The organism is Streptomyces synnematoformans (genome assembly GCF_039531005.1).
GTDB classification, from domain to species: Bacteria; Actinomycetota; Actinomycetes; order Streptomycetales; family Streptomycetaceae; genus Streptomyces; species Streptomyces synnematoformans.
This window is the reverse complement of sequence record NZ_BAAAPF010000056.1, coordinates 1-26,687: the sequence shown is the minus strand read 5'-3', so window position 1 is coordinate 26,687 and position 26,687 is coordinate 1. Positions and strand designations below refer to the sequence as shown.

The window sequence follows — 26,687 nt, the reverse complement described above, 5'->3', positions numbered from 1 at the left end:
GGCGTACGGCCCGGGCCGCCGCCCGTACGCGCCGGGCAGACCGCCGTACGGCCCGGTGCCCGGCCCCGCGCCGGGCCGGCGTGCCGGCCGCCGGACGGGGACGTGCGCGGGCCGCGCATCGAGCGCCTCCCGTGCGCCCTGTGTCGCGGGGGAACCCACCTTCGATAAGCTGGCGTCGAGCCCGCCGGTCGAGTGTCCCGGGCACCCCCCTCGACAGCTGCCCGCACCGCCCGGGCGCGCGCGCACGGCGCCGCGGGGGAGCCGGCCGGGCGCAGTCGGAACCGAGCTGATTTCCCCCACCGCCCGGGAGACCGGGTGAGAGCCACACAAGGAGAGTCACGCAAGCGATGGCCGGTCCAGCCTTCCGCGCCGCGCCCGTACGCGTCCGCGTGCCGGCGACCAGTGCCAACCTCGGCCCCGGCTTCGACACGTTCGGGCTGGCCCTCGGGCTGTACGACGACGTGGTGGTCCGGGTCGCCGAGTCCGGGCTGCACGTCGACATCGCCGGCGAGGGCGCCGACGACCTGCCGCGGGACGAGTCCCACCTGCTCGTACGGGCCATGCGCAGCGCCTTCGAGGTGCTGGGCGGGCAGCCCCGCGGGCTGGAGGTGGTGTGCGCCAACCGGATCCCGCACGGCCGCGGGCTCGGTTCGTCCGCCGCCGCGATCTGCGCCGGCATCGTCGCGGCGCGGGCGGTGACGATAGGCGGCGGCGAGCGGTCGCTCGACACCGACCCCGGGAAGGCGGCGCTGCTGGAGCTGGCGGCGGAGCTGGAGGGCCACCCCGACAACGTCGCGGCCTGCCTGCTCGGCGGGTTCACGCTGGCCTGGACGGACGACGGCACCGGCGGCGCCGGCCCGGCGCCCGGGGGCGTCCCCGCGGCGTCGGTACGGGCCGTCCGGCTGGACCCGGCCGAGGACGTCGTCCCGGTGGTGTTCGTGCCCGGCAACCCGCTGTCCACCGCGGAGGCCCGCGGCCTGCTGCCCCGCACCGTGCCGCACGCGGACGCGGCGCTGACCGCCGCCCGTGCGGCGCTGTTCGTCGAGGCGCTGACCAGGCGCCCCGAGCTGCTGCTCGCCGCCACGGAGGACCGGCTGCACCAGGACTACCGGGCCGCCGCGATGCCGGAGAGCACGGCGCTCGTGGCGCGGCTGCGGGCCGACGGCGTGCCCGCGGTGATCTCCGGCGCGGGGCCGACGGTGCTGGCGTTCGCGGAGGACGGCGCGGCCGAGAAGGTCGCCCGCTCGGCCGGCGACGGCTGGGCGGCGAACCGGCTGGCCCTCGACCGGGAGGGGGCGAGCGTGCTGCCGCTGGCCTGACGGGCCCGCGGCGGCCGTGCCACGCGACGAGCGCGGGCACGCGCAGGCCACCGGCCCGCGCACCGCCCGCACCACGACCCGTACCGCAGGTTGCACAACACGGAACCGGCCGCGGATGCCGGGAGAGGGGGAATGTCTGCAGGATCCGATAGTGTTAACCTCAAGGCAGCACCAGCGCACTCCAGTCGTGGGTCAGCACAGCCAGAGGCCCAACACGGCCGTGCTGTGTGCTGGGGTCTCTCCGGGCCGCAGGGCCCGGGGGCAGGTCCCACAAGGGGATTTCCCCACCGGGGCAGCCTTTCTTCCGGGAGCCTTCCACATTGCCTGAGCAGCCTGCCGGTGCAGTGACGCTCCCGAATCGGCACCGCTGACGTGCGAGACACCCACTCGAGTGCCCCGCATCACCAGCGTGCCGACCCTGCACAGTCTTCACCGCCTTACGGCGGACTACCGCACCGGCGCGGACCCGCGGACGCAAACGCACGGGCCACCGCCGGAGAGCACGACCGGTCGCCGAGCCAGACAGGCCGACGCACCGCTCCAGGGAAGGACCCTTCGTGAGCGACACCACCGATCTGATGGGCGTCAACGCAGAGAACGCCGCCAGCCCAGCTTCTGGGGGTGCCTCCCAGCAGGAGACTGGGGGAGCTCCCGCAACCACCGCCGGTTCGACCAGGCGCCGTCGTGGCGCCGGCCTGGAGGGCATGGTCCTGGCGGAGCTGCAGCAGATCGCATCCGGCCTCGGGATCCGGGGCACCGCTCGGATGCGCAAGAGCCAGCTCATCGAGGTGATCAAGGAGAGGCAGGGCGCCGACGGCGGCAAGCCCGCCGAGGCCAAGGGCGACAAGGCCGCCGACAAGTCCGCTGACAAGCCGGCCGACAAGGCCGCCGACAAGGCGGGCAAGGACGGGCAGCAGGCGGACGGCGCCGCGCCGGCCCGGCCGAAGCGCCGGGCCACGTCCCGGGCCCGTACCGGCGAGGCCGAGCAGGCCGAGGGCGACGGCGGCCGTACGGAAGACGGCGCCGACTCGCGGATCGACATCCCCGGCCAGCCCGTCAAGACGCAGGACCAGCCCGGTGCCGAGCAGCACGCGGGCGGCGACGCCAGGCAGTCCGGCGGCGAGGGCAAGCAGTCGGGCGGCGAGGGCAAGCAGTCCGGCGAGGGCAAGCAGTCCGGCGACGGCGGCCGGCAGAAGGGCGACCGCCAGGGCGGCGGCGACCGGCAGGGCGGCGGGCGCCGCGACCGGCAGAACCGCCGCAACAAGGGTGACGACGGCGGCGGCCATCAGGGCCAGGGCGGCGGCCAGCAGAACCAGGGCGGCGGCCGGCAGCAGCAGGACGACGACTTCGACGGCGGCCGGCGCGGCCGCAGGGGCCGCTACCGCGACCGCCGCGGGCGCCGCGGGCGCGACGACTACAGCGAGCCGCAGATCGCCGAGGACGACGTCCTGATCCCGGTCGCGGGCATCCTCGACATCCTCGACAACTACGCGTTCGTCCGCACCTCCGGCTACCTCCCCGGCCCCAACGACGTGTACGTCTCGCTGGCCCAGGTGCGCAAGAACGGCCTGCGCAAGGGCGACCACGTCACGGGTGCGGTGCGCCAGCCCCGCGAGGGCGAGCGCCGGGAGAAGTTCAACGCGCTGGTCCGGCTCGACTCGGTCAACGGCCAGGCGCCGGAACAGAGCCGCGGCCGGGCGGAGTTCGGCAAGCTCACCCCGCTCTACCCGCAGGACCGGCTCCGGCTGGAGAGCGACCCGGGCGCGCTGACGCCGCGGATCATCGACCTGGTCTCGCCCATCGGCAAGGGGCAGCGCGGGCTGATCGTGGCGCCGCCGAAGACCGGCAAGACGATGATCCTGCAGTCGATCGCCAACGCGATCACCACGAACAACCCCGAGTGCCACCTCATGGTCGTCCTCGTCGACGAGCGGCCCGAGGAGGTCACCGACATGCAGCGGTCGGTGAAGGGCGAGGTCATCTCCTCGACCTTCGACCGCCCGGCGGAGGACCACACCACCGTCGCCGAGCTGTCCATCGAGCGGGCCAAGCGCCTGGTCGAGCTGGGCCACGACGTCGTCGTGCTGCTCGACTCGATCACCCGGCTGGGCCGCGCGTACAACCTGGCGGCGCCCGCCTCCGGCCGCATCCTGTCCGGCGGTGTGGACTCCACCGCGCTCTACCCGCCGAAGAGGTTCTTCGGCGCCGCGCGCAACATCGAGGACGGCGGCTCGCTGACCATCGTGGCGACCGCGCTGGTCGAGACCGGCTCGCGGATGGACGAGGTGATCTTCGAGGAGTTCAAGGGCACCGGCAACCTGGAGCTCAAGCTCGACCGGAAGCTCTCCGACAAGCGCATCTTCCCGGCGGTCGACGTGGACGCCTCCGGCACCCGCAAGGAGGAGATCCTGATGGGCGGCGAGGAGCTGGCCATCGTCTGGAAGCTCCGCCGGGTGCTGCACGCGCTGGACCAGCAGCAGGCCATGGAACTGCTGCTGGACAAGATGCGGCAGACCAAGAGCAACGCCGAGTTCCTGCTGCAGATCCAGAAGACCACGCCCACGCCCAACGGCGACTAGCGCGCAACCGGGCGCCGGGCCCACGCGAACCGGTGCAGGTCAGCGACTTTTCGCGGCAAAAGCCTCCCCTCGGAACGAGGGGAGGCTTTTGCGCGTTCACCAAGACGTGTGTAACCCTTTTAGGTGATCCCTGTCGGGGAATGTGGGGAAAAGTTTGGACCTGCCCGCGGCACGTCAGGGACCCGAGCGGCCGAGGTGAGGAGCCGATGGCGGAACCGTACGCAGCCGGGGATCCCGGCCGCCGACCGCGCAGCCCCCGCCGCAAGGCGGTCCTCGCCGCGGTCTGGGTGCTCGTCGGCGCCGTGATGCTCGGCGGAGCCGGGCTCACCTACCTCTACTTCCGCCTCAACGGCAACCTGACCAGCGTGGACCTGGACGCCAAGCTGGGCGGCGACCGGCCCGAGGACCTGCCCGGCGGCTCCACGGACATCCTCGTCCTCGGCTCCGACTCCCGGGCCGGCGAGAACGCCGAGTACGGCCGGGACGGCGGCGGCGCCCGCTCCGACACGGCGATGGTCGTGCACGTCTACGAGGACCGGAAGCGCGCCAGCGTCGTCAGCATCCCCCGCGACACCCTCGTCGACCGCCCCGCCTGCGAGCGGGACGGCGGCGGCACCGCGCCCGCCGCCGAGCGGGCGATGTTCAACGAGTCGTACTCCGTCGGCGGCCCGGCCTGCACCGTCAAGACCGTGGAGAAGATGACCGGGGTGCGCATGGACCACTTCGTCGAGGTGGACTTCAGCGGCTTCAAGCGGCTCATCGACCAGCTCGGCGGGGTGGAGATCACCACCCACCAGGACATCGACGACCCCGACAGCCGCCTCGACCTCAAGGCCGGCACCCACACCCTCGACGGCGAGCAGGCGCTCGGCCTGGTCCGGACCCGCAAGGGCGTCGGCGACGGCAGCGACCTGGGCCGGATAGAGCTGCAGCAGGTCTTCGTCAAGGCGCTGGTCCAGCGGGTGGGCGAGATCGACCTGCTGACCAGCCCCGCGAAGCTCATCGGGCTCGCCGACACCGCCACCAAGTCGATCACCACCGACGAGGACCTGGCCTCGGTGAGCGAGCTGCGCCGGCTGGCCGAGAGCCTGGGCGACATAGGCCCGGACGACATGCAGATGGTGACCCTCCCGGTGACGTTCGACGCGCAGGACCGCAACCGCGTGGTGCCGCTGGAGAAGGAGTCCGCGCAGGTCTGGGAGGCGCTGAAGGGTGACCGGCCGATACCGCGGTCCGCGCTGAAGGACACCGCCGGCGCGCAGGCGGGCCGTGACCGCGTGGTCACCGCCCCGCCGCCCGCGCCCCGGGAACTGGCGGAGATCGCGCCCGGCGCCCGCGGCGGCGCGCAGGCGGCCGGATAGCGGCCGGGCAACGGCGGGGGGCGGGCGCGCCCCGGGGCGTACGGGCCGTGGAATAAAGCGGGCCCGTGGACCCGTTTTGGCGAGTACGGCCGGTCCTCGTAGACTGGCACGTCGGCCCCGGTTCACGTGACGCAGCCCGCCGACCGACCCGGAGCCCTCCCGAACCTAGGAGAATCCCTTGAAGCGCGACATCCACCCGGAGTACGTGGAGACCCAGGTCAGCTGCACCTGTGGCAACTCGTTCACCACCCGGAGCACCGTCACCTCCGGCACCATCCGCGCGGACATCTGCTCCGCGTGCCACCCGTTCTACACGGGCAAGCAGAAGATCCTCGACACCGGTGGCCGCGTGGCCCGCTTCGAGGCCCGCTTCGGCAAGCAGGCCGCGGCGAAGAAGTAGCCCGTCCGCGTGCGCCGGGCCGGCCGCCTTCGATGAGGGCGGACCGGGCCGGCGCACGTTTTTCGTCCCGTCCGGCCGCCCGCCCGGCCCCGGCGCCCGGTCCTGCTACTTCCCCCTACGGAGCACCCCACGATGTTCGAGGTCGTCAAGGATCTCATCGGCGAGCACGCCACCCTGGAGGAGCAGCTCGCCGACCCCGGCGTGCACGCCGACCAGCGCCACGCCACGAAGCTCAACAAGCGCTACGCCGAGCTGACCCCGATCGTCGCCGCGTACCGCGCCTGGGAGCGCGCTCGAGAGGACGTCGCCGCCGCCCGCGAGCTGGCCGCCGAGGACCCGGACTTCGCCGCCGAGGTCAAGGACCTGGAGCGGGAGCGGGAGGAGCTGACGGAGCGGCTGCGGCTGCTGCTCGTACCGCGCGACCCCAGCGACGGCAAGAACGTCATCCTGGAGGTCAAGGCGGGCGAGGGCGGCGAGGAGTCCGCGCTGTTCGCCGGCGACCTGCTGCGGATGTACCTGCGCTACGCCGAGCGGCAGGGCTGGCGGACGGAGCTGCTGGACGCCAACGAGTCCGACCTCGGCGGCTACAAGGACGTCTCGGTCTCCGTGAAGCTCAGGGGCGGCGCCGGGCAGGGGGCGGCCGAGCCCGGCCAGGGGGTGTGGGCGCGGCTGAAGTACGAGGGCGGCGTCCACCGCGTGCAGCGGGTTCCGGCCACCGAGTCCCAGGGCCGCATCCACACCTCCGCCGCCGGCGTGCTGGTGCTGCCCGAGGCCGACGACGTCGACGAGGTCGAGATCGGCCCGAACGACCTCCGCGTCGACGTCTACCGCTCCTCGGGCCCCGGCGGCCAGTCCGTCAACACGACGGACTCCGCCGTACGCATCACGCATCTGCCCAGCGGCATCGTGGTCTCCTGCCAGAACGAGAAGAGCCAGTTGCAGAACCGGGAGCAGGCGATGCGTATCCTGCGGGCGAGGCTGCTCGCCGAGGCTCAGGAGGAGGCCGAGAAGGAGGCGGCGGACGCGCGCCGCAGCCAGGTGCGTACGGTGGACCGGTCGGAGCGCATCCGCACGTACAACTTCCCGGAGAACCGCATCTCCGACCACCGGGTCGGGTTCAAGGCGTACAACCTCGATCAGGTGCTCGACGGGGAGCTGGACGCGGTGATCCAGGCGTGCGTGGACGCGGACGCCGCCGCCAAGCTCGCGGACGCCGGCTGACCACCGCGCGCCGATACGCCGAGGGACCGGAGGGAACGTGAACCTGCTGCTCGTCGAAGTGGCACAGGCCACGCAGCGGCTCGCCGACGCCGGCGTGCCCTCCCCGCGGTTCGACGCGGAGGAGCTGGCGGCCTACGTCCACGGCGTGCCCCGCGGCGAGCTGCACCGCGTCGCCGACGCCGACTTCGACGCCCGCTACTGGGAGGCCGTCGCCCGCCGCGAGGCCCGCGAGCCGCTGCAGCACATCACCGGCGTCGCCTACTTCCGCTATCTGGAACTCCAGGTGGGGCCCGGCGTCTTCGTCCCGCGGCCGGAGACCGAGTCCGTGGTGGACTGGGCCATAGCGGCGGTACGCGCGATGGACGTCGTCGCCCCGCTGATCGTCGACCTGTGCACCGGCTCCGGCGCCATCGCGCTGGCCATGGCGCAGGAGGTGCCGCGGGCCGCCGTGCACGCCGTCGAGCTGGAGGAGACGGCGGTGAACTGGGCGCGCAAGAACGCCGCGCACAACGACGGCGGCGCCCGCGTCGTGCTGCACCATGGAGATGCGCTGACCGCGCTGCCCGAGCTGAACGGCCAGGTCGACCTGGTCATCAGCAACCCGCCCTACATCCCGCTGACCGAGTGGGAGCATGTGGCACCGGAAGCCCGCGACCACGACCCCCAGGCCGCGCTCTTCTCCGGCGAGGACGGCCTCGACCTCATCCGCGGTCTGGAGGTCACGGCCCGGCGGCTGCTGCGCCCCGGCGGGGTGGTGGTCGTCGAGCACGCCGACACCCAGGGCGGCCAGGTGCCGTGGCTCTTCCCCGAGGAACGCGGCTGGGCGGACGCCGCCGACCACCCCGACCTCAACAACCGGCCTCGATTCGCGACCGCCCGCAGGGTCCGTACCTGAGAAGGAGAATGACATGGCACGGCGCTACGACTGCAGCGATGCGGCCGATCGCAGGACCGGGCTGCGCGAGGCCGCGTCCGCCGTCCGCCGCGGCGAGCTGGTCGTCCTGCCCACCGACACGGTCTACGGCATCGGGGCCGACGCCTTCACCGACGAGGCGGTGGCGGCGCTGCTGGACGCCAAGGGCCGCGGGCGCAACATGCCCACGCCGGTGCTGATCGGCTCGCCGAACACGCTGCACGGCCTGGTCAAGGACCTCAGCGAGGAGGCGTGGGAGCTGATCGACGCCTTCTGGCCGGGCGCGTTGACCGTCGTCGCCAAGCACCAGCCGTCGCTGACCTGGGACCTGGGGGAGACGCACGGCACGGTCGCGGTGCGCATGCCGCTGCACCCGGTGGCGCTCGAACTGCTCAAGGAGGTCGGCCCGATGGCCGTCTCCAGCGCCAACCTCACCGGCCACCCCGCGCCGCAGGAGTGCGACGCCGCGCAGGAGATGCTCGGCGAGGCGGTCTCGGTCTACCTCGACGGCGGCCCCACCCCGGCGGCGGTGCCGTCCTCGATCGTGGACATCACCGGCCGCACGCCGGTGCTGCTGCGGGAGGGGGCGGTGACCGCCGAGCAGCTGCGCGAGGTCGCCGACGGGCTTGAGGTCGCCAGTTGACCGCGCCCGAAGGGCGCACGGGGGACATACAGCGATTCCGGATCCTCCACGTCAGCACCGGCAACGTCTGCCGCTCGCCGATCACCGAGCGGCTGACGCGGCATGCCCTCGACGTGCGCCTCGGCCCCCGCCCCGCGGCGGGCATCGCCGTGGAGAGCGCGGGCACCTGGGGCCACGAGGGCGCGCCCATGGAGGCGCACGCGGCCACGGTGCTGCGCGAGTCGGGGGCGGACCCGGACGGGTTCGCGGCGCGCGAGCTGCGCGACGAGCACGTGATCCGGGCGGACCTGGTGCTGACCGCGACCCGGGACCACCGGGCGCAGGTCATCTCCATGGGCCACTCCGCCGGGCTGCGCACGTTCACGCTCAAGGAGTTCGCCCGGCTGGTGCGCGCCATAGACTCCGCCACCCTGCCGCCCGCCCGGGAGGGGCCGGTGCCGCGGGCGCACGCACTGGTGCAGGCCGCGGCGGCGCTGCGCGGCTGGCTGCTGGCGCCCAGCCCGGCCGCGGACGAGGTGTACGACCCGTACGGGGCGCCGGTGCCGTACTTCCGCCGGATCGGCGAGGAGATCGGGCAGGCGCTCGACCCGGTGGTGACGGCGCTCACCGGCGTCCCGGCGGCCGCGGCCGGACCGGCGGGGCAAGCCGGGCAGGCGGGATAATGGCCGGATGCAACCGGTCGGGCGCCCGGCGGGTCTCATTCTGTACGGGCCCGGGCGGGCCCAGCGGCCCTACCCGGAGAACGGAGGCCCGGGAGCGGGCTAGTGTGTGTGGCTGAACGGAACAGCGAAACCCCTGGGGCAGCTTGTGCGTGAATACCTGCTGACGCTGTGCATCGCAGCCGCTGTCACGTATCTGCTGACCGGCCCGGCGCGCAAGTTCGCGATCGCGGCCGGCGCGATGCCGGAGATCCGGGACCGTGACGTGCACAGCGAGCCGACGCCGAGGCTCGGCGGCATCGCCATGTTCGGCGGGATGTGCGCCGCGCTGCTCGTCGCGTCGCAGCTGCAGGCCTTCGAGCGCGTCTTCGAGCTGAACGAGCCCAAGGCGCTGCTGTCCGGGGCGGCGCTGATCTGGCTGATCGGCGTGCTGGACGACAAGTGGGGCGTGGACGCCCTGCTCAAGCTGGGCGCGCAGATGATCGCCGCGGGCGTCATGGTGCTCCAGGGCCTGACCATCCTGTGGATCCCGGTCCCGGGCGTGGGCACGGTGGTGCTGACGCCGATGCAGGGCACGCTGCTGACCGTCGCGCTCGTCGTGATCTCGATCAACGCCGTCAACTTCGTCGACGGCCTCGACGGGCTGGCCGCCGGCATGGTGGGCATCGCCTCGGCGGCGTTCTTCATGTACGCGTACCGGATCTGGTTCGGCTACGGCATCGAGGCCGCCGCCCCCGCCGCGCTGTTCTCCGCCGTGCTGCTGGGCATGTGCGTCGGCTTCCTCCCGCACAACGTGCACCCCGCGCGGATCTTCATGGGGGACTCCGGCTCGATGCTGCTGGGCCTGGTGCTGGCCGCCGGGGCGATCTCCATCACCGGCCAGGTGGACCCGGACTCGCTGAAGGTCTTCGCCGGCAGCGAGAAGCAGGCGGTGCGCTCGACGGTGCCGGTGTTCATCCCGCTGGTGCTGCCGCTGACGATCCTGGCCATTCCGATGCTGGACCTGCTCCTGGCCGTCGTACGGCGCACCTGGCGCGGCCAGTCGCCGTTCGCGGCCGACCGCGGGCACCTGCACCACCGGCTGCTGGAGATGGGCCACTCGCACATGCGGGCCGTGCTGCTCATGTACTTCTGGTCGGCGCTGGTCGCGTTCGGGATGGTGGCCTTCTCGGTGCAGGCCGACAACGTCTGGGTGGTGCTGGTGGCGGTCGGCCTCAGCGCCGCCGGGCTGGTGCTGTTGCTGCTGCCGCGGTTCGCCCCGAAGACGCCGTCGTGGGCCAACAGGCTCGTACCGCCGCGCTACCGGCGCCCGGGGGACGCGGCCGGCGGGGAGGGGGCCGGCGGCGGGGAGCGGGGCGACGGCCCCGGCGGCGCCGCGGGGCCGCGGGGCGGTCCGGCGCCGGCCGGAGGCGCGGCGGCAAACGGGGCGAACGGGACGCCGGGTTCACAGGAGCACGAACTCGTGCCGGCCGGCATCAGCGGGTCGACGGCCGTGGGGGAGCGCTCGCGCTGGCGCCGCGCGGGACATTGACCCCTTAGCAGGCATATCCCCAGGTGGGCGGAGCGACGCGGCCGAGATACCCCCTTCGTGTGACGGGCGGCACACTTACCGAGTAAAGCTCGGGTCAAGATGCTTGTGATACCGTTCACGAGAACCCGGTGCAGAGCCGAAGGACCGTAGTGCGACGGTTCTCTGGCGCGATGCCCCCAGGCGCGGTGCACTCGCTCCGGGAACATGCTCGTCACCGTCGACCAGTTGCTCCCGACTCCCGCCGGAGACTCCTTATATGCAGGTCAACGACGCCCGGATCCTCCGTGGCGCCGCGATCCCGACCGCCCTCGCAGGCGTCGTCGCCAGTGTCGTCAGCGCACTCGCGGCCGGTGCGAAGGGCGGTGTGGGAGCCGCCGCAGCCACCGTGGTGGTCCTTGCCTTCTTCGGTCTCGGTCTCTTCGCACTGCAGCACTTCTCCCGCAAGCACCCCGAGCTGTTCATGGGGATCGCGCTGCTCACGTACACCACCCAGATCCTGCTGCTCGCGGTCGTGATGGGGGTGTTCAAGGACACCACCCTCTTCAACACCCGGGCGTTCGGCTTCACCGTGCTCGCCGCGGCGCTGGTGTTCACCGCCGCCATGGCCCGTACCCACCTCCGGCTGAAGCTGCCGTACGTGGAACCGGAGCGAGCGACCGGAGCGGGTGAACAGCGCTCCGGCACAGCCACCGAGGCCGGGCGATGAGGGGTGCCGCCCGAGCAGTGATCCGGTACTGCTATCGTCCCCCTGCCGCGCCGGTGCGCGCGTGCGCCGTGGGCCGCAGGGCCGCACCGCACCCCGCCGGCCGGATCCCGTCCTGTCACGCACCGCTCTCCGGCGGTGCGCAACGCCGACACATTGAGGTTGCCGTACCCATGCGTCACACCGAAGGAGCTCGCCGGTGAGTGCTGCAGATACGACGCTCGCTTTCGACGCCAGCTGCAAGATCTTCGTCGATGGTGGTTGCGGCTTCCAGTCCCCCGGCCTGCACTCCTTCATCTTCAAGCCGATGTTCGAGATCGGCGGCTTCGAGTTCAACAAGCCGATCCTGCTGGCGCTGCTCACGACCGGGCTGCTCTGCCTCTTCTTCTGGAAGGCGTTCGCGAGCCCCAAGGTCGTGCCGGGCAAGCTGCAGATGGTCGCCGAGTCCGGCTACGACTTCGTCCGCCGCGGCATCGTCTACGAGACCATCGGCAAGAAGGAGGGCGAGAAGTGGGTGCCGCTGCTGGTCTCCCTCTTCTTCTTCATCTGGCTGATGAACCTCTGGTCGATCATCCCGCTCGCGCAGTTCCCGGTGACCTCGATCATCGCCTTCCCGGCGGCCCTCGCGGGCGTGGTCTACGTGACCTGGATGACCCTGACCTTCAAGCGGCACGGGTTCGTCGGCGGGCTCAAGAACCTCACCGGCTACGACAAGTCGCTGGGCGCCGTGCTGCCGCTGGTCATGCTCATCGAGTTCTTCTCGAACGTGCTCGTGCGGCCCTTCACGCACGCGGTCCGGCTCTTCGCCAACATGTTCGCCGGCCACCTGCTGCTGGTGATGTTCACCGTCGCCACCTGGTTCTTCATGAACAGCTGGGGCTTCGCGTACGCGCCCGTGGCCTTCGTCCTGGTCATGGTGATGATCGTCTTCGAGCTGTTCATCCAGGCCGTGCAGGCGTACGTGTTCGTCGTGCTGTCGGCCAGCTACATCTCCGGTGCCCTCGAAGAGGCGCACTGAGAGCCCCGTACCACCCGCCACACCCCCCAATCGTCCGGTGGCCAACCCCCACCGGTTCGGCAGAAGAGAAGGAAGAAAGCACATGGCTGCGATGGAGACCCTGGCCGCAATCGAAGGCAACGTCGGCTCGATCGGTTACGGCCTCGCCGCGATCGGCCCCGGTGTCGGCATCGGTTACATCTTCGGTAACGGCGTGCAGGCCATGGCCCGCCAGCCGGAGGCCGTCGGCCTGATCCGGCAGAACATGATCCTGGGCTTCGCCTTCTGTGAGGCGCTCGCCCTCATCGGCATCGTCATGCCGTTCGTGTACTGATCAGCCTCTTCCGACGAAAGGCACCGATGTGAATCTCCTGCAGATCGCGGCGGAGGAGGAGCAGAACCCTCTCGTCCCGCCGATGCCGGAACTCGTCATCGGCCTGATCGCCTTCCTGATCGTCTTCGCGCTGCTGGCCAAGAAGCTCCTGCCGCGCATCAACGAGGTGCTCGAGGAGCGGCGCGCGGCCATCGAGGGCGGCATGGAGAAGGCCGAGGCCGCCCAGATCGAGGCGGAGCAGACGCTGGACCAGTACAAGGCCCAGCTCGCCGAGGCCCGCCACGAGGCCAACCGGCTGCGCGAGGAGGCTCGCGAGCAGGGCGCGGCTCTCATCGCCGAGATGCGGGCCGAGGGCCAGCGGCAGCGTGACGAGATCATCGCCGCCGGTCACGCCCAGGTCGAGGCCGACAAGAAGACCGCGTCGCTGGCGCTGCGCCAGGACGTCGGCACGCTCGCCACCGAGCTGGCCGGCCGGCTGGTCGGCGAGTCTCTTGAGGACCACGCCCGGCAGACCCGCGTCGTCGACCGGTTCCTGGACGAGCTGGAGGCCAAGGCCGCCGCGCAGTCCGGGACGAAGGCCGAGGCCGGGGCATGAACGCCGGAACGGCGACGAGCCGCGCGAGCGCTGGCGAGCGAGACGAGGAGCGTGACCGATGAACGGAGCGAGCCGCGAGGCGCTGGCCGCCGCCCGGGAGCAGCTCGACGCGCTGACCGACAACACCTCGGTCGACGCGGCGAAGCTCGCCGACGAGCTGGCCGCCGTGACCGCGCTGCTGGACCGCGAGGTGACCCTGCGCCGGGCGCTGACCGACCCGGCGCAGCCCGGCGAGGCCAAGGCCGAGCTGGTCGGCCGCGTCCTCGGCGGTCAGCTCGGCGGGGAGACCGCCGACCTGGTCGCCGGGATGGTGCGGGCCCGCTGGTCGCGGGCGCGTGACCTGGTCGACGTGCTCGAAGAGCTGGCCGACACCGCGGACCTCACCGCCGCGCAGCGCGCGGGGCAGCTGGACGACGTCGAGGACGAGCTGTTCCGGTTCGGCCGGATCGTCGCCGCCGACAAGCGGCTGCGCGGCGCGCTGACCGACCGGGTGGGCACCCCGGCCGCCAAGGCCGGGATGCTGCACTCGCTGCTGGGCGGCCGGGCGAACCCGGTCACCGAGCGGCTGGTCGTCCGGCTCGTCGAGCGGCCGCGGGGCCGTAGCCTGGAAGGGGGCCTGGAGGCCCTGTCCAAGCTCGCCGCGGAGCGCCGGGACCGGATGGTCGCGGTCGTGTCCACCGCCGTGCCGCTCAGCGACGGGCAGAAGGAGCGCCTGGGCGCCGCGCTGTCCCGGCTGTACGGCCGGGACATGCACCTGAACCTGGACGTGGACCCCGCGGTCCTCGGCGGGATCTCGGTGCGGGTGGGCGACGAGGTCATCAACGGCTCCGTCGCCGACCGCCTCGACGAGGTGAAGCGCGGTATGGCGGGCTGACGGTCACCGGCCGTCGCACACCAACTCCAGAGCATCACCAGCGGCCCGAGTTGGGCCGTGGACGCAAGAACTTACGGGCCCAACAAGGAGAGCAGGGAACCCAGATGGCGGAGCTCACGATCCGGCCGGAGGAGATCCGGGACGCGCTGGAGAGCTATGTCCAGTCGTACCAGCCGGACGCGGCCTCGCGCGAAGAGGTCGGCACGGTATCGCAGGCCATGGACGGCATCGCCAAGATCGAGGGGCTGCCCTCGGCGATGGCGAACGAGCTGCTGAAGTTCGAGGACGGCACCCTCGGCCTCGCCCTCAACCTGGAGGAGCGGGAGATCGGTGCGGTCGTCCTCGGCGAGTTCAGGGGCATCGAGGAGGGGCAGTCGGTCACCCGGACCGGCGAGGTCCTGTCCGTGCCGGTCGGCGACGGCTACCTGGGCCGGGTCGTCGACCCCCTGGGCAAGGCGGTGGACGGCCTCGGTGAGATCGCCACCGAGGGGCGCCGTGCGCTGGAGCTGCAGGCCCCCTCGGTCATGCAGCGCAAGTCGGTGCACGAGCCGATGGAGACCGGCTACAAGGCCGTCGACTCGATGACCCCCATCGGCCGCGGCCAGCGCCAGCTGATCATCGGCGACCGGCAGACCGGCAAGACCGCCCTCGGCATCGACACGATCATCAACCAGCGCGACAACTGGCGCTCCGGCGATCCGAGCAAGCAGGTCCGCTGCATCTACGTGGCGATCGGCCAGAAGGGCTCCACCATCGCCGGCGTGCGCGGCGCGCTGGAGGAGGCCGGCGCCCTGGAGTACACCACGATCGTGGCGGCCCCGGCGTCCGACCCGGCGGGCTTCAAGTACCTGGCCCCCTACACCGGCTCGGCCATCGGCCAGCACTGGATGTACCAGGGCAAGCACGTCCTGATCATCTTCGACGACCTGTCCAAGCAGGCCGAGGCGTATCGCGCCGTGTCGCTGCTGCTGCGCCGCCCGCCGGGCCGCGAGGCGTACCCCGGCGACGTCTTCTACCTGCACTCCCGGCTGCTGGAGCGCTGCGCCAAGCTCTCCGACGAGATGGGCGCCGGCTCGATGACCGGTCTGCCGGTGATCGAGACCAAGGCCAACGACGTGTCGGCGTACATCCCGACCAACGTGATCTCCATCACGGACGGCCAGTGCTTCCTGGAGTCCGACCTGTTCAACTCGGGCCAGCGCCCGGCGCTGAACGTCGGCATCTCCGTCTCCCGCGTCGGCGGCGCCGCCCAGCACCGGGCGATCCGGCAGGTCTCCGGTCGGCTGAAGCTGGACCTGGCGCAGTTCCGCGAGCTGGAGGCGTTCGCCGCCTTCGGCTCCGACCTGGACGCCGCCTCCAAGGCCGCGCTGGAGCGGGGCCAGCGGATGATGGAGCTGATGAAGCAGGCGCAGTACGCGCCCTTCCCCACCGAGGACCAGGTCGTGTCCGTGTGGTCCGGCACCAACGGGATCATGGACGACGTGCCCGTCGCGGACGTCAAGCGTTTCGAGCGCGAGCTGCTCGACCACCTGCACCGTGAGAACAAGGACCTGCTCACGGGCATCCGCGAGGGCGGCAAGATGGCCGACGAGACCATCGAGGCGCTGCGCGAGGCGGTCGAGACCTTCAAGCGGCAGTTCGAGACCTCGGACGGCAAGCTGCTGGGCGAGGGCTGACCATGGGCGCCCAGATGCGGGTCTACAAGAGGCGGATCCGTAGCGTCTCTGCGACCAAGAAGATCACCAAGGCGATGGAGATGATCGCCGCCTCGCGCGTCGTCAAGGCGCAGCGCCAGGTGGCGGCCTCCACCCCCTACGCGACCGAGCTGACCAGGGCGGTCACGGCGGTGGCCGCGGGCTCGGACATCAGGCACCCGCTGACCACCGAGGTGGAGCGGCCGGTGCGGGCCGCGGTGCTGCTGATCACCAGCGACCGCGGACTGGCCGGCGGCTACAACTCCAACGCCATCAAGCAGACCGAGGCGCTGACCAACCGGCTGACCGGCGAGGGCAGGCAGGTCGACCACTACGTCGTGGGCCGCAAGGGCGTGTCCTACTTCGGCTTCCGCGAGCGGCCGGTGGCCGAGTCGTGGACCGGGTTCACGGACAACCCGACGTACGCCGACGCGAAGAAGGTGGCCGCGCCGCTCATCGACGCGCTGAACAGGCAGACCGCGGAGGGCGGCGTGGACGAGATCCACATCGTCTACACCGAGTTCCATTCGATGATGACGCAGACCGCGGTGGACAAGCGGCTCCTGCCCATCGTCTTCGAGAAGACCGCCGAGGAGTCGGCCGAGGTCTTCGAGGAGGCGCGGAAGAAGGAGCAGGAGTACCAGGCGCTGTACGACTTCGAGCCCTCCGCGGACGGCGTGCTCGACGCGCTGCTCCCGCGGTACGTCGAGAGCCGGGTCTACAACGCGCTGCTGCAGTCGGCCGCCTCCAAGCACGCCGCCACCCGCCGTGCGATGAAGTCGGCGACCGACAACGCCGAGGAGCTGATCAAGTCGCTCACGAGGCTTGCCAACCAGGCCCGCCAGGCCGAAATCACCCAGGAAATCAGCGAGATCGTCGGTGGCGCGAACGCCCTCGCCGACGCCTCCGCGGGGAGTGACCGATAACTATGACCACTGCCACGACCACCGAAGCGACTGCCACGGCGACCGGCCGTGTCGCGCGGGTCATCGGCCCGGTCGTCGACGTGGAGTTCCCCGTCGACGCGATGCCCGACATCTACAACGCGCTGACCGTCGAGGTCGCCGACCCCGCCAACGCGGGCGAGGTCAAGGTGCTGACCCTGGAGGTCGCCCAGCACCTCGGCGAGGGCGTGGTCCGCGCCATCTCCATGCAGCCCACCGACGGCCTGGTCCGCCAGGCCGCGGTGACCGACACCGGCGAGGGCCTCACCGTCCCGGTCGGCGACGTCACCAAGGGCCGCGTGTTCAACACCCTGGGCGAGATCCTCAACGACGAGGTCGACGAGTCGGAGATCGCCGAGCGCTGGCCGATCCACCGCAAGGCCCCGGAGTTCGACCAGCTCGAGGCCAAGACCGAGATGTTCGAGACCGGTCTGAAGGTCGTCGACCTGCTCACCCCGTACGTCAAGGGCGGCAAGATCGGCCTGTTCGGCGGCGCGGGCGTCGGCAAGACCGTGCTCATCCAGGAAATGATCATGCGTGTGGCCAAGCTGCACGAGGGCGTCTCCGTGTTCGCCGGCGTCGGCGAGCGCACCCGTGAGGGCAACGACCTCATCGAGGAGATGGCCGAGTCCGGCGTGCTCCCGCAGACCGCGCTGGTCTTCGGCCAGATGGACGAGCCGCCGGGCACCCGGCTGCGCGTCGCCCTGGCCGGCCTCACGATGGCGGAGTACTTCCGCGACGTGCAGAAGCAGGACGTGCTGTTCTTCATCGACAACATCTTCCGCTTCACCCAGGCCGGCTCGGAGGTCTCCACCCTGCTGGGCCGCATGCCCTCCGCGGTGGGCTACCAGCCGAACCTCGCCGACGAGATGGGGCTGCTGCAGGAGCGCATCACCTCCACCCGCGGCCACTCCATCACCTCGATGCAGGCGATCTACGTGCCCGCGGACGACTACACCGACCCGGCGCCGGCGACCACCTTCGCCCACCTGGACGCGACGACGGAGCTGTCCCGTCCGATCTCCGAGAAGGGCATCTACCCCGCGGTGGACCCGCTGGCCTCCACCTCCCGGGTGCTCGACCCGCGCTACATCACGCAGGAGCACTACGAGTGCGCCACGCGCGTGAAGGCGATCCTGCAGAAGTACAAGGACCTGCAGGACATCATCGCCATTCTGGGTATGGACGAGCTGTCCGAGGAGGACAAGCTCACCGTCTCCCGGGCGCGCCGGATCGAGCGCTTCCTGTCGCAGAACACCCACGCGGCGAAGCAGTTCACCGGCCTCGACGGGTCGGACGTGCCGCTGGACGAGTCGATCGCCGCGTTCAACGCGATCGCCGACGGCGAGTACGACCACTTCCCCGAGCAGGCGTTCTTCATGTGCGGTGGCCTGGAGGACCTCAAGGCCAAGGCGAAGGACCTGGGCGTCTCCTGACGGTTTCGCCCGCGGTTTCCCTTGGCTCCGAGCCAATCGGGGGCGGGGTTCGCCCCGCCCCCGGCCCGCAAACCAGTTATTCTCTGCTAAACCCCAGTTGAGGAGCCATCGTGGCCGAGCTGCACGTCGAGTTGGTCGCCGCGGACCGTAGCGTCTGGTCCGGCGAGGCCACCCGGGTCATCGCGCGCACCCCGTCGGGTGACATCGGCATCATGCCCGGACACCAGCCGCTGCTCACCGTGCTGGAGTCCGGCCCGGTGACGATCCGGACGGCGGGCGGCGACGACGGCGGCACGGTCGTGGCGGCCGTACACGGCGGCTTCATCTCCTTCGCGGACAACAAGCTCTCGCTGCTCGCCGAGATCGCCGAGCTGTCCGAGGAGATCGACGTGGAGCGCGCGGAGCGCGCCCTGGAGCGGGCCAAGTCGGACGCGGACGCGGAAGCGGAACGACGCGCGGAAGTGCGGCTTCTGGCCGTGGCGGGCGTTCGCTGAGGCCACGCGAGAGGAGCGGCGAGGAGGTCTGTGGAGATGTTCCTCGCTTTGCTGCTGGCCGGGACGGCGGTCGCCCTGCTGCTGCTCGGCCTCTTCCTCTTCGGGTTGCGCCGCCGGCTCATCCAGCGGGCCGGCGGCACGTTCGACTGCAGCCTGCGCTGGGGTCGGAAGGCGGTCCGGCCCGGCAAGGGCTGGGCGTACGGCGTCGCCCGCTACAGCGGTGACGTCATCGAGTGGTTCCGCGTCTTCTCGTACGCACCGCGGCCGCGCCGCGTGCTGCGGCGGGACGCCATCGAGGTGCTGGAGCGCCGGGCCCCCGCGGGCGAGGAGGAGCTGGCGCTGCTCTCCGACGCCGTGGTGCTGGCCTGCCGGCACGACGAGGACCGGATCGAGCTGGCGATGAGCGAGGACGCGCTCACCGGCTTTCTCGCCTGGCTGGAGGCGGCGCCTCCCGGCCAGCGCGTCAACGTGGCGTAGCGCGCCGCGCATCCCGTACGGGGACGCGGAAGGGGCCTGAACCCGGGGCGGGGAGGCGAGCGCACGCCGGACACCCCGGGTTCAGGCCGTCTGCGGGGCCGGGCTAGCCGAGACCGTTGTGGACCGCGGTCATCAGCTCGCCGTTCGCGGTGTCACCGCTCATCTCCCAGATGAACGCGCCGCCGAGGTTCTGGTTGTTGGCGTAGGTCATCTTTCCGGCGATGGTCTGCGGGGTGTCGTAGCTCCACCACTGCTGGCCGCAGTGGGCGTACGCGGTGCCGGCGACCGTGCCGGTGGCGGGGCATCTGCTCTTCAGTTCCTTGTAGTCGTCGATGCCCTGCTCGTATTTCCCGGGCGCGGGTCCGGTGGCGCTGCCGCCGGGCTCGCTCTGCGTCACGCCGGTCCAGCCGCGGCCGTAGAAGCCGATGCCGAGCAGCAGCTTCTGCGCCGGGATGCCCATGCCCTTCAGCTTCTGGATCGCGGAGTCGGAGTTGAACGCCGGGATCGGGATGCCGTTGTACGACGTCAGCGGCGAGTGCGGGGCCGTGGGGCCCTGGGCGTCCCAGGCGCCGAAGAAGTCGTACGTCATGACGTTGTACCAGTCGACGTACTGTGCCGCGCCGGCGTAGTCGGCCTTGTCGATCTTCCCGCCGTCGCCGGCGTCCGCCGTGATGGCGGCGGTGAGGAGCTTGTCGCCGAACTTCGCGCGGAAGGCCTGCATCATGTCCTTCATCACGGCCGGGCCGCTGCTGTCGCAGGACAGGCCGCAGGCGTTGGGGTACTCCCAGTCGAGGTCGATGCCGTCGAACAGGCCCGCCCAGCGCGAGTCGTACACGAGGTCATAGCACGACTGGGCGAAGGCCGCGGGGTTCTGCATGGCCTGGCCGAAGCCGCCGGACCAGGTCCAGCCGCCGAAGGACCACAGGATCTTGAGGTGCGGGTGCTTCTTCTTCAGCTTGAGCAGCTGGTTGAAGTTGCCGCGCAGCGGCTGGTCCCAGGTGTCGCCGACGCCGTCGACGCTCTGGGCGGCGGTGTAGTTCTTGTCGATCGCGGCGAAGGAGTCACCCATGGTGCAGCGCCCGTTCTGGACGTTGCCGAAGGCGTAGTTGATGTGGGTCAGCTTCGCGGCCGAGCCGGAGGTGTCGAGGTTCTTCGCGTGGTAGTTGCGGTCGTAGACGCCCCACTCGGTGAAGTACCCCAGCTTGATCTTGTCGCCGCCGGGGCCGCCGCCGCCCGTGGTGGTCACGGTCCGGGAGCCGCTGGCCGGGCCGACCTGGTCGGCGGTGTCGCGGGCGCGCACGCTGTAGGTGTACGTGGAGCCGGCGGTCAGGCCGGTGTCGGTGTACTGCGTGCCGGTGACCGTGGCGACCTTGCTGCTGCCGCGGTACACGTCGTAGTTCTTGATCCCGTGGTCGTCGGTGGCCGCCGTCCAGCTCAGCGCGACCGAGGTGTCGGTGACGGTCCCGGCGCTGGGCGTGCCGGGAGCGGACGGCGCGTTGTCGCCGGGGACGCCGCCGCCGTCGCAGGGGTCGCCGTTCAGGGTGCAGTCGGTGACGTCGCCGCCGCCGCTGCCGGAGCCGTTGAAGCCGAAGGTGACGCTGGCGCCGGGGGCGAGGCGGCCGTTGTACGACTTGTTCCTGGCGGTCCAGGTGGTGCCGCTGTTCGTGACGTCCGCGTCCCAGGCGGAGGTGACGCTGGTGCCCGCGGGGAAGTCCCACGTGATGGACCAGGAGTCCAGGGCGGCGGTGCCGGTGTTCTTCACCGTCCACCTGCCCTCGAAGCCGGTGCCCCAGTCCGAGGCCTTCTGGTAGGTCGCGGTCGCCCCGGCCGCCTGGGCGGGGCTCGCGAGTCCGACCATGGCGGCGAGCGGGATGGCCACGGCGGCCAGCATGGCCGTGGCGCGCCTCAGCAGGCGTCTGCCGGTGGGGGATCTCAAGGTGTGTCTCCCTCGTCGAGTGCCGTTCGTCGGGTGGGGGCGGCGCGTTCGCGCGTACGGCCGTCCGTCGTTCACGAGCAGGGTTGTGTTCATGCCATGACACTCACTCGCCAGGGAGGCTATTGGTATGTACCAATGCGGTCAATAGGTCTGGACCAAATGGAAGAAGCCCGGGTCGGCGGGGGCGGCTCCGCCCACCCGGGCGGCATGCCCACCGCGGTGGGCGGGGAGCGCAGACCGGGACGCACCACCGTCAACAGGTCTGGACCATGGCGGGGTTGCCCGGCCGGGCGTCAGTGGCGCGGCGCGTTCCGCGAGCGCTGCGGCCGTGTGCCGCGGCGGTCGCGGGCGTTCCAGCAGGCCGTGTGCCAGTGCCGGCGCAGATCCGCGCCGCGGTGCTCCGGCCACGCCACCACGTGCGGCGTGCCGGGACGGATCTCCTGGTCGCAGCCCGGGCAGCGGTAGCTCTTGTCGGCCGCGGACCCGGCGACGCGGCGGACGAGGAACTCCTCGCCTTCGTACTCCACCGCGTCGGGCGTGCCCAGGCGGCCGGCGAGGTCGTCGGCCGCGGAGGTACGGGCGGCGCCGCGGGAGCGCGGCTTGTTCCGTCGGGGGGACACGGCGGGCACCTCGGGAAGATCGTCGTCACGGATTCCCTACCAGGGTACGGGTGGTGAAGTCCAGTCCCGGGCACAAAGAATGACGATTCACCCGCCCATCGCCAACAATGAGGATGACTTCCGGGCTGGGCCCCGTCGCCGCAGGTGACGGGCGGTTCCCACCCCGCGTACAACGGCACCATCGGTACCCAGGGGGCAGGATGCACGTCGGCTCGTTCGTGCTCGCCGCACAGTTCCCCGGCCAGGGACAGGGCGAGGCCCTGCACCGGGCCGTGCGGACGGGTGTGGCGGCGGAGGAGGCGGGGCTCGACTCCGTCTGGTTCGCCGAGCACCACTTCATCCCGTACGGCACCTGCCCCTCGGCGGTCACCCTCGCCGCGCTGCTCCTCGGCCGCACCAGCCGCATCCGCGTCGGCACCGCCGTCAGCGTGCTGCCGACGCAGCACCCCGTCGCCCTCGGCGAGCAGGCCGCGCTGCTGCACCACGCCGCGCAGGGGCGCTTCGTCCTGGGCGTGGGGCGCGGCGGGCCGTGGGTGGACCTGGAGGTCTTCGGCACCGGCCTCGCGGCGTACGAGACGGAGTTCCCCGAGGCGCTGGACCTGCTGCTGCGCTGGCTGCGCGAGCCGCGGGTGGGGGCCGCCGGCGAGCGCTACGCGTTCCGCGAGGTCGCCGTCGTGCCCCGGCCGGCCGAGGCGCTGCACGGCGGGGGCGACGTGCCGGTGCTGGTCGCGTGCACCTCGCCCGCCACCGTGCGGCTCGCGGCCGCGCGGGGGCTGCCGATGCTGCTCGGGATGCACAGCGGCGACGAGGAGAAGGCGGAGATGGTCCAGCTGTGGCGGCGTACCGCGCTGGCGGCCGGGATGAGCCCGGCGGAGGCCGACGCGGCGGGGCACGTCTCGGCCGGCGTGGCGCAGGTCGACGACACCCCGCGGGCCGCGGCTGAGGTGCTGCGCCGGGCCCTGCCCGGGGCGTTCCGCACCGGCGTGGGGGCGATGGAGACGGTGGACGGCCGGCGGCGCCCGATGCGCGACCCGGAGGCGTACACGGACATGCTGTGCGCGCTGCACCCGGTGGGCCCGCCGCGGCTGTGCGCCGACCGGCTGGCGGCGACCGCGGAACGTACCGGGATCTCGCGCTTCGCGCTGCTCGTCGAGGGCTCGGGGGACCTGTGCGGCACCGAGTGGAACGTGAAGAGAATCGGTTCGGAGGTGCTGCCGCTCCTCGCTCGCTGACCGGATGGGGCGGCGCGAGCGGACGGCGTGGGGAGCGGCAGCGCGGGGGACCCCGGGGCCAGTCAGCAGTCACGCAGCTCCGGTGACTGGTTGAGCAGCTGGGCTCTCACCGAGGTGAAGCGGGCCAGCGGCTCCTCTGTCGAGGCCTCCAGGGGGAAGACCGCCACGCGATGACAGTTCTGGAAAGCGAGCCGGACGCCGAAGTGGCGCTCCAGCGATCCCCGTATCGCATCGCTGGCCAGCGCGCGGAGCAACTGGCCGCGGGCGTGCTCATCCGGGGGCGGTACCTGGTTGTCGGCGAACTTTCCGCCGTCGACCTTCAGTTGTGCCACCAGGGAACTGATCATGTCCCAGGCATAGGGAAGCGAGGTCCGGACGCAGTCGACAAACTCCCTTTCGTCGACCTCGCCCCGCTCGGCCTGATCGAGCAGAGCAGGTGGGACGTCCAGCGACATGGATTCTCCTCTCGCAGCCCCGCGGGGTTCGGGCGGGGCTTTACCGGACAGGGACGGCGCTCACCACTCTCGGTGCCCACGCGGCGACCGCCTGCTTCCACCGTAGGGCGGAGGGTGCGGCTCCACCACAAGAACGCGTACACAACTGGCCATTGCCGAAAGGTGCATCCGGGGTCAGATCGCAGTGTGCGGCGGGAGTCGAGTAGCGTGGTGCGCCATGCGCCTCGTCATCGCCCGCTGCTCTGTCGACTACGCCGGGCGGCTCACCGCCCACCTCGCCTCCGCGCCCCGGCTGATCCTGGTCAAAGCCGACGGCAGCGTCTCGGTCCACGCCGACGACCGTGCGTACAAACCCCTCAACTGGATGTCACCGCCGTGCACTCTGAAGGAGGGTGAACAGGACGGTGTCGCCGTGTGGACGGTCGAGAACAAGGCAGGCGAAAAACTGATCATCACGATCGAGGAACTGCTGCACGACTCGTCGCACGAGCTGGGCGTCGACCCCGGACTGGTCAAGGACGGCGTCGAAGCGCACCTGCAGGAGCTGCTCGCCGACCGCATGGACGCGCTCGGCGAGGGGTGGACCCTGATCCGGCGCGAGTACCCCACGGCGATCGGCCCGGTGGACATCCTCGGCCGGGACGAGAAGGGGACGACCGTCGCCGTGGAGATCAAGCGGCGCGGCGAGATCGACGGGGTGGAGCAGCTGACCCGCTATCTGGAGCTGCTCAACCGCGACCCGCGGCTGGCGCCGGTGCGCGGGGTGTTCGCGGCGCAGGAGATCAGGCCGCAGGCGCGGGTGCTGGCGGCGGACCGGGGGATCGAGTGCGCGGTGCTGGACTACGACGCGCTGCGCGGGACGGACGACGGGAAGCTGAAGCTCTTCTGACGCGCGGCACGGCCCCCGGGTAGCGCGGGTACCGGCGTACGGCGGTCCCGTACGGGCCGCGGGCCCCCGGGTGCGCGTGACGGACGGGGGCCGCGGCCGGCGGCGTACGGGCCGTCAGACCGGTTCGCCGGACGGGCCGTCGCCACCGGCCTCGCCGGACGGGGCCGACGCGGTGCCGGTGGTGCCCTGCGCCGCCGTCCCCGTGCCGGCGTCGCTGGTGCCTCCGTTCTCGGTGGTGCCGCCGTCGTCGGTGCTCGTGCCGCCGTCGTCGGTGGTGCCGCCGTCGTCGGTCGTGCCGCCGTCGTCGGTGGTGCCCCCGTCGTCGGTCGTACCGCCGTCGTCGGTGCTCGTGCCGCCGTCGTCGGTGGTCGACCCGCCGTCGTCCGTACCGCCGTTGCCGGAGCCGCCCGTGTTCGTACCGCCGTCGCTCGACGTGCCGCCGTCCGCGGACCCGCCGTTCGACGACGAACCCCCGTCCGACGACGAGCCGCTGCCGGAGGGCGTACCGGGCGAGCTGCTCGACGGGTCCTCCTCCGGCGGCGCGCTGCTCGTCTCGTCGCCGGCGTCCGTCCACGGCGCCGAGGACTCCGGAGCCGACGACTCCGGCGACGGCGAGGCGGACTCCGACGACGGGCTGCGGGACGACGGCTCCTCGGTGGGCAGGGCGTCCTCGTCCGCGGCCGACCGCTCGATCTCGCCCCGGTCGGCGGGCGGGTCGTCGCCGCCGGCCATGCCCAGGGTGACCACCGTGCCGAGCACCGCGACGAGCAGCGCGCCGACGCCCGCCGCGACGAGGTTGCGCCTGGACGCCGACGCCGCCTCGGCGCCGGGCCCGCGCACCGTGGGCATCGCGGTCGTCTCCGCGCCCCCCGACGGCGGGGAGATGAGCACGGTGGGCCGGTCGGCGCCCGCGCCCGCCTCGTCGAACGCCGCGGCCGTCTCCGGTACGCCCGGGGCGCCGGCCGGCCCTCCGGGCGTACCGGAGACGACCGGCAGCGACGCCGTCACGGCCTCGCTGCCGTCGCCGTCCATGACCAGCGCCAGGGCCCGCCGGCTGGCGATCTCGCCGCCGCGGTCGGCGATCGCGCCGCGCAGCGCCAGCGCCGCCTCCAACTCGGCCCGCGCCCGGCCGGTGTTGCCGGTGCACAGCGCCAGCACGCCCAGCTCGTGGTGGAAGTACGCCTCCGCGGCGACCTCGCCCGCGCGCCGGGCGGCCTCCTGCCCGTACCGCAGCGCCCGCTCCCAGGCGCTCCAGTGCAGGGCCGCCGCGAACGCGGGCGCGGCGGCGCGGGCGAGCAGCACCGCGGTGCTGTCGGTGGCGCCCTCCCGGTCGGCGACGAGGCCGCCGAGCGCGGCGAGGATGGCGTCCGCGTCGGCCGCGACCGTCTCCGGGGTCACCGAGCGGTGTGCGGACCACCAGGCGTAGTGCTGCGCGGCGGTGCGCGCCGCGTCCTGGCCGCCCTCGGCCGGCCGGTCATAGCCGGCGGCGGTCAGCTGGGCGGAGACGCCGGCGGCCAGCCGGTAGCGGCCGAGGCCGCCGGAGACCAGCCCGCAGTCGGCGAGTTCGGCGAGCGCGGTGTCGGCGAGCGCCTCGCCGGCGAGCGCGGGGAGCTGCGCGTGGTGCGGGAAGACGCCGCCGAGCGCCACGGCGAAGCGCAGCGCGGTACGGGCCGCGTCGCTGAGCCGTTACGCCAGCAGCGCCGCCGGCGCGGCGCTCGCCGCCAGCGGCGGCAGCGGCTCCCCGGCGCCCGGCCCGGCGAGCCGCAGCACCGCGCCGGCCTGGACGAACCGCAGCGGCAGCCCTTCCGACTCGAACCACAGGTCGGCCGCCCAGGTGCGTTCCTCGTCGCCGAGCGGCAGCCGCCCGGCGCGCTCCAGCAACTGCATGCAGGCGGTGCGGCCGAGGCCCGGCAGGAAGACCTCCTCCAGGTACGAGGCGGCCGTCGGCGCGGGCGTGTCGGGGGTGACGGAGATCAGGTACGCGCACTCGGGGGTGGCGGTCAGCAGCTCTTCGAGCGCCGTGCCGCCGAACTCGACGTCGTCGAGCACCACGACGGCGCCGATCTGCGGCAGCAGCTCGCGCAGCTCGCCGGGGTCCGGCCGCCGCCCGGTCAGGTCGTAGACGGCGGCGCACAGCTCGTACTGCAGGTCGGTGGGGGTGCGGCTGCGGCCGCTCAGCCGGATGACGCCGTCCGGCGCCAGCTCGGCGCAGTCGGCGGCGACCGCCTCCAGCAGCACGGTGCGGCCGGAGCCGGAGGGGCCGGTGAGGCGGACGGAGCGGCCGCGGGAGAGCAGGCGCACCAGCCGCTCGCGGATCTCGTCGCGCTCCAGCAGCGGCAGCTGCGGGCCGGCGGGCCCGGGCGGCGGCGACGCCGTCCGGC

General features: G+C 72.3%; 26 protein-coding genes. 21 read left to right on the top strand and 5 right to left on the bottom strand.

From position 1 onward, the window contains the following. Positions 1-347: 347 nt before the first annotated feature. The 19 genes from thrB (at position 348) to ABD317_RS12130 (ending at position 19,174) form a co-directional block, all read left to right on the top strand. Positions 348-1,319: a homoserine kinase gene (gene thrB / locus ABD317_RS12220; RefSeq protein WP_344289787.1), complete on the top strand. Its 972-nt coding sequence runs from the start codon at positions 348-350 to the stop codon at positions 1,317-1,319. A gap of 557 nt (positions 1,320-1,876) precedes the next feature. After that, positions 1,877-3,898 (top strand): transcription termination factor Rho, encoded by a 2,022-nt coding sequence (rho, locus tag ABD317_RS12215; protein WP_344289786.1) that lies wholly within the window; start codon positions 1,877-1,879, stop codon positions 3,896-3,898. 206 nt (positions 3,899-4,104) lie between these two features. Then, complete coding sequence (locus ABD317_RS12210) at positions 4,105-5,259, top strand: LCP family protein (protein ID WP_344289785.1); 1,155 nt, start codon at positions 4,105-4,107, stop codon at positions 5,257-5,259. Positions 5,260-5,437: 178 nt separating this feature from the next. Further along, positions 5,438-5,659: a 50S ribosomal protein L31 gene (gene rpmE, locus ABD317_RS12205; protein WP_018840095.1), complete on the top strand. Its 222-nt coding sequence runs from the start codon at positions 5,438-5,440 to the stop codon at positions 5,657-5,659. Positions 5,660-5,791: 132 nt separating this feature from the next. Further along, positions 5,792-6,880: a peptide chain release factor 1 gene (gene prfA, locus ABD317_RS12200; RefSeq protein WP_344289784.1), complete on the top strand. Its 1,089-nt coding sequence runs from the start codon at positions 5,792-5,794 to the stop codon at positions 6,878-6,880. Between the two features lie 37 nt (positions 6,881-6,917). Next, entirely contained in the window at positions 6,918-7,775 is an 858-nt protein-coding gene (gene prmC, locus ABD317_RS12195) for a peptide chain release factor N(5)-glutamine methyltransferase (protein WP_027755325.1), read from the top strand. Positions 7,776-7,788: 13 nt separating this feature from the next. Further along, positions 7,789-8,436: an L-threonylcarbamoyladenylate synthase gene (locus ABD317_RS12190; RefSeq protein WP_344289783.1), complete on the top strand. Its 648-nt coding sequence runs from the start codon at positions 7,789-7,791 to the stop codon at positions 8,434-8,436. Continuing rightward, positions 8,433-9,098 (top strand): arsenate reductase/protein-tyrosine-phosphatase family protein, encoded by a 666-nt coding sequence (locus ABD317_RS12185; RefSeq protein WP_051438409.1) that lies wholly within the window; start codon positions 8,433-8,435, stop codon positions 9,096-9,098. The genes ABD317_RS12190 and ABD317_RS12185 overlap by 4 nt, the downstream gene beginning before the upstream one ends. A gap of 145 nt (positions 9,099-9,243) precedes the next feature. After that, positions 9,244-10,626 carry an MraY family glycosyltransferase gene (locus ABD317_RS12180; protein WP_027755323.1) on the top strand — a complete coding sequence of 461 codons (1,383 nt, stop codon included), beginning with the start codon at positions 9,244-9,246 and terminating at the stop codon, positions 10,624-10,626. Positions 10,627-10,882: 256 nt separating this feature from the next. Continuing rightward, positions 10,883-11,332, top strand: coding sequence for a Cg1360 family ATP-synthase-associated protein (locus ABD317_RS12175; RefSeq protein WP_027755322.1), 450 nt, complete (start codon positions 10,883-10,885; stop codon positions 11,330-11,332). A gap of 196 nt (positions 11,333-11,528) precedes the next feature. After that, complete coding sequence (atpB, locus tag ABD317_RS12170) at positions 11,529-12,347, top strand: F0F1 ATP synthase subunit A (RefSeq protein WP_027755321.1); 819 nt, start codon at positions 11,529-11,531, stop codon at positions 12,345-12,347. Between the two features lie 82 nt (positions 12,348-12,429). After that, on the top strand, positions 12,430-12,660 hold the full coding sequence (atpE, locus tag ABD317_RS12165) for an ATP synthase F0 subunit C (RefSeq protein WP_027755320.1): 231 nt from the start codon (positions 12,430-12,432) through the stop codon (positions 12,658-12,660). Positions 12,661-12,688: 28 nt separating this feature from the next. Further along, positions 12,689-13,255 carry a F0F1 ATP synthase subunit B gene (locus ABD317_RS12160; protein ID WP_027755319.1) on the top strand — a complete coding sequence of 189 codons (567 nt, stop codon included), beginning with the start codon at positions 12,689-12,691 and terminating at the stop codon, positions 13,253-13,255. Positions 13,256-13,313: 58 nt separating this feature from the next. Next, complete coding sequence (locus ABD317_RS12155) at positions 13,314-14,129, top strand: F0F1 ATP synthase subunit delta (protein ID WP_027755318.1); 816 nt, start codon at positions 13,314-13,316, stop codon at positions 14,127-14,129. A gap of 104 nt (positions 14,130-14,233) precedes the next feature. Then, complete coding sequence (gene atpA / locus ABD317_RS12150) at positions 14,234-15,805, top strand: F0F1 ATP synthase subunit alpha (RefSeq protein WP_344289782.1); 1,572 nt, start codon at positions 14,234-14,236, stop codon at positions 15,803-15,805. A 2-nt stretch (positions 15,806-15,807) separates the two neighbouring features. Continuing rightward, positions 15,808-16,749 carry a F0F1 ATP synthase subunit gamma gene (locus ABD317_RS12145; RefSeq protein ID WP_344289781.1) on the top strand — a complete coding sequence of 314 codons (942 nt, stop codon included), beginning with the start codon at positions 15,808-15,810 and terminating at the stop codon, positions 16,747-16,749. 2 nt (positions 16,750-16,751) lie between these two features. Continuing rightward, positions 16,752-18,203: a F0F1 ATP synthase subunit beta gene (atpD, locus tag ABD317_RS12140; protein WP_344289780.1), complete on the top strand. Its 1,452-nt coding sequence runs from the start codon at positions 16,752-16,754 to the stop codon at positions 18,201-18,203. 107 nt (positions 18,204-18,310) lie between these two features. Then, positions 18,311-18,697 (top strand): F0F1 ATP synthase subunit epsilon, encoded by a 387-nt coding sequence (locus ABD317_RS12135; protein WP_344289789.1) that lies wholly within the window; start codon positions 18,311-18,313, stop codon positions 18,695-18,697. A 36-nt stretch (positions 18,698-18,733) separates the two neighbouring features. After that, a complete protein-coding gene (locus ABD317_RS12130) occupies positions 18,734-19,174 on the top strand; it encodes a DUF2550 domain-containing protein (protein ID WP_344289779.1) in 441 nt (146 codons plus the stop codon). 103 nt (positions 19,175-19,277) lie between these two features. Here the strand turns inward: ABD317_RS12130 and ABD317_RS12125 are convergent, their stop codons facing one another. Next, entirely contained in the window at positions 19,278-21,065 is a 1,788-nt protein-coding gene (locus ABD317_RS12125; protein WP_344289788.1) for a glycosyl hydrolase family 18 protein, read from the bottom strand. Between the two features lie 338 nt (positions 21,066-21,403). Then, on the bottom strand, positions 21,404-21,730 hold the full coding sequence (locus ABD317_RS12120; RefSeq protein WP_344289778.1) for an ATP/GTP-binding protein: 327 nt from the start codon (positions 21,728-21,730) through the stop codon (positions 21,404-21,406). Positions 21,731-21,930: 200 nt separating this feature from the next. On the opposite strand from ABD317_RS12120, the gene ABD317_RS12115 reads away from it, so the two are divergent. Next, positions 21,931-22,962, top strand: a complete 1,032-nt coding sequence (locus ABD317_RS12115) for an LLM class flavin-dependent oxidoreductase (protein ID WP_344289777.1) — start codon at positions 21,931-21,933, stop codon at positions 22,960-22,962. 62 nt (positions 22,963-23,024) lie between these two features. Here ABD317_RS12115 and ABD317_RS12110 read toward each other — a convergent pair whose 3' ends face one another. Continuing rightward, positions 23,025-23,417: an SCO5389 family protein gene (locus ABD317_RS12110; protein WP_344289776.1), complete on the bottom strand. Its 393-nt coding sequence runs from the start codon at positions 23,415-23,417 to the stop codon at positions 23,025-23,027. Between the two features lie 217 nt (positions 23,418-23,634). Here ABD317_RS12110 and nucS point away from each other — a divergent pair, with 217 nt between their 5' ends. Continuing rightward, entirely contained in the window at positions 23,635-24,306 is a 672-nt protein-coding gene (gene nucS, locus ABD317_RS12105; RefSeq protein WP_027755308.1) for an endonuclease NucS, read from the top strand. A gap of 114 nt (positions 24,307-24,420) precedes the next feature. Here nucS and ABD317_RS12100 read toward each other — a convergent pair whose 3' ends face one another. Together ABD317_RS12100 and ABD317_RS12095 are read right to left on the bottom strand one after the other, a co-directional pair. Next, on the bottom strand, positions 24,421-25,953 hold the full coding sequence (locus ABD317_RS12100; protein ID WP_344289775.1) for a hypothetical protein: 1,533 nt from the start codon (positions 25,951-25,953) through the stop codon (positions 24,421-24,423). 39 nt (positions 25,954-25,992) lie between these two features. Then, on the bottom strand, positions 25,993-26,687 hold a 695-nt coding region (locus tag ABD317_RS12095; RefSeq protein WP_486389006.1), incomplete at its 5' end, for a P-loop NTPase family protein.

Coding starts and splice junctions, on each gene's coding strand:
- thrB (WP_344289787.1), top strand. CDS start 348: ATGGCCGGTCCAGCCTTCCGCGCCGCGCCCGTACGCGTCCGCGTGCCG.
- ABD317_RS12210 (WP_344289785.1), top strand. CDS start 4,105: ATGGCGGAACCGTACGCAGCCGGGGATCCCGGCCGCCGACCGCGCAGC.
- prfA (WP_344289784.1), top strand. CDS start 5,792: ATGTTCGAGGTCGTCAAGGATCTCATCGGCGAGCACGCCACCCTGGAG.
- ABD317_RS12190 (WP_344289783.1), top strand. CDS start 7,789: ATGGCACGGCGCTACGACTGCAGCGATGCGGCCGATCGCAGGACCGGG.
- ABD317_RS12175 (WP_027755322.1), top strand. CDS start 10,883: ATGCAGGTCAACGACGCCCGGATCCTCCGTGGCGCCGCGATCCCGACC.
- atpE (WP_027755320.1), top strand. CDS start 12,430: ATGGCTGCGATGGAGACCCTGGCCGCAATCGAAGGCAACGTCGGCTCG.
- ABD317_RS12155 (WP_027755318.1), top strand. CDS start 13,314: ATGAACGGAGCGAGCCGCGAGGCGCTGGCCGCCGCCCGGGAGCAGCTC.
- atpA (WP_344289782.1), top strand. CDS start 14,234: ATGGCGGAGCTCACGATCCGGCCGGAGGAGATCCGGGACGCGCTGGAG.
- ABD317_RS12145 (WP_344289781.1), top strand. CDS start 15,808: ATGGGCGCCCAGATGCGGGTCTACAAGAGGCGGATCCGTAGCGTCTCT.
- atpD (WP_344289780.1), top strand. CDS start 16,752: ATGACCACTGCCACGACCACCGAAGCGACTGCCACGGCGACCGGCCGT.
- ABD317_RS12130 (WP_344289779.1), top strand. CDS start 18,734: ATGTTCCTCGCTTTGCTGCTGGCCGGGACGGCGGTCGCCCTGCTGCTG.
- ABD317_RS12125 (WP_344289788.1), bottom strand. CDS start 21,065: ATGCTGGCCGCCGTGGCCATCCCGCTCGCCGCCATGGTCGGACTCGCG.
- ABD317_RS12115 (WP_344289777.1), top strand. CDS start 21,931: ATGCACGTCGGCTCGTTCGTGCTCGCCGCACAGTTCCCCGGCCAGGGA.
- ABD317_RS12110 (WP_344289776.1), bottom strand. CDS start 23,417: ATGTCGCTGGACGTCCCACCTGCTCTGCTCGATCAGGCCGAGCGGGGC.
- nucS (WP_027755308.1), top strand. CDS start 23,635: ATGCGCCTCGTCATCGCCCGCTGCTCTGTCGACTACGCCGGGCGGCTC.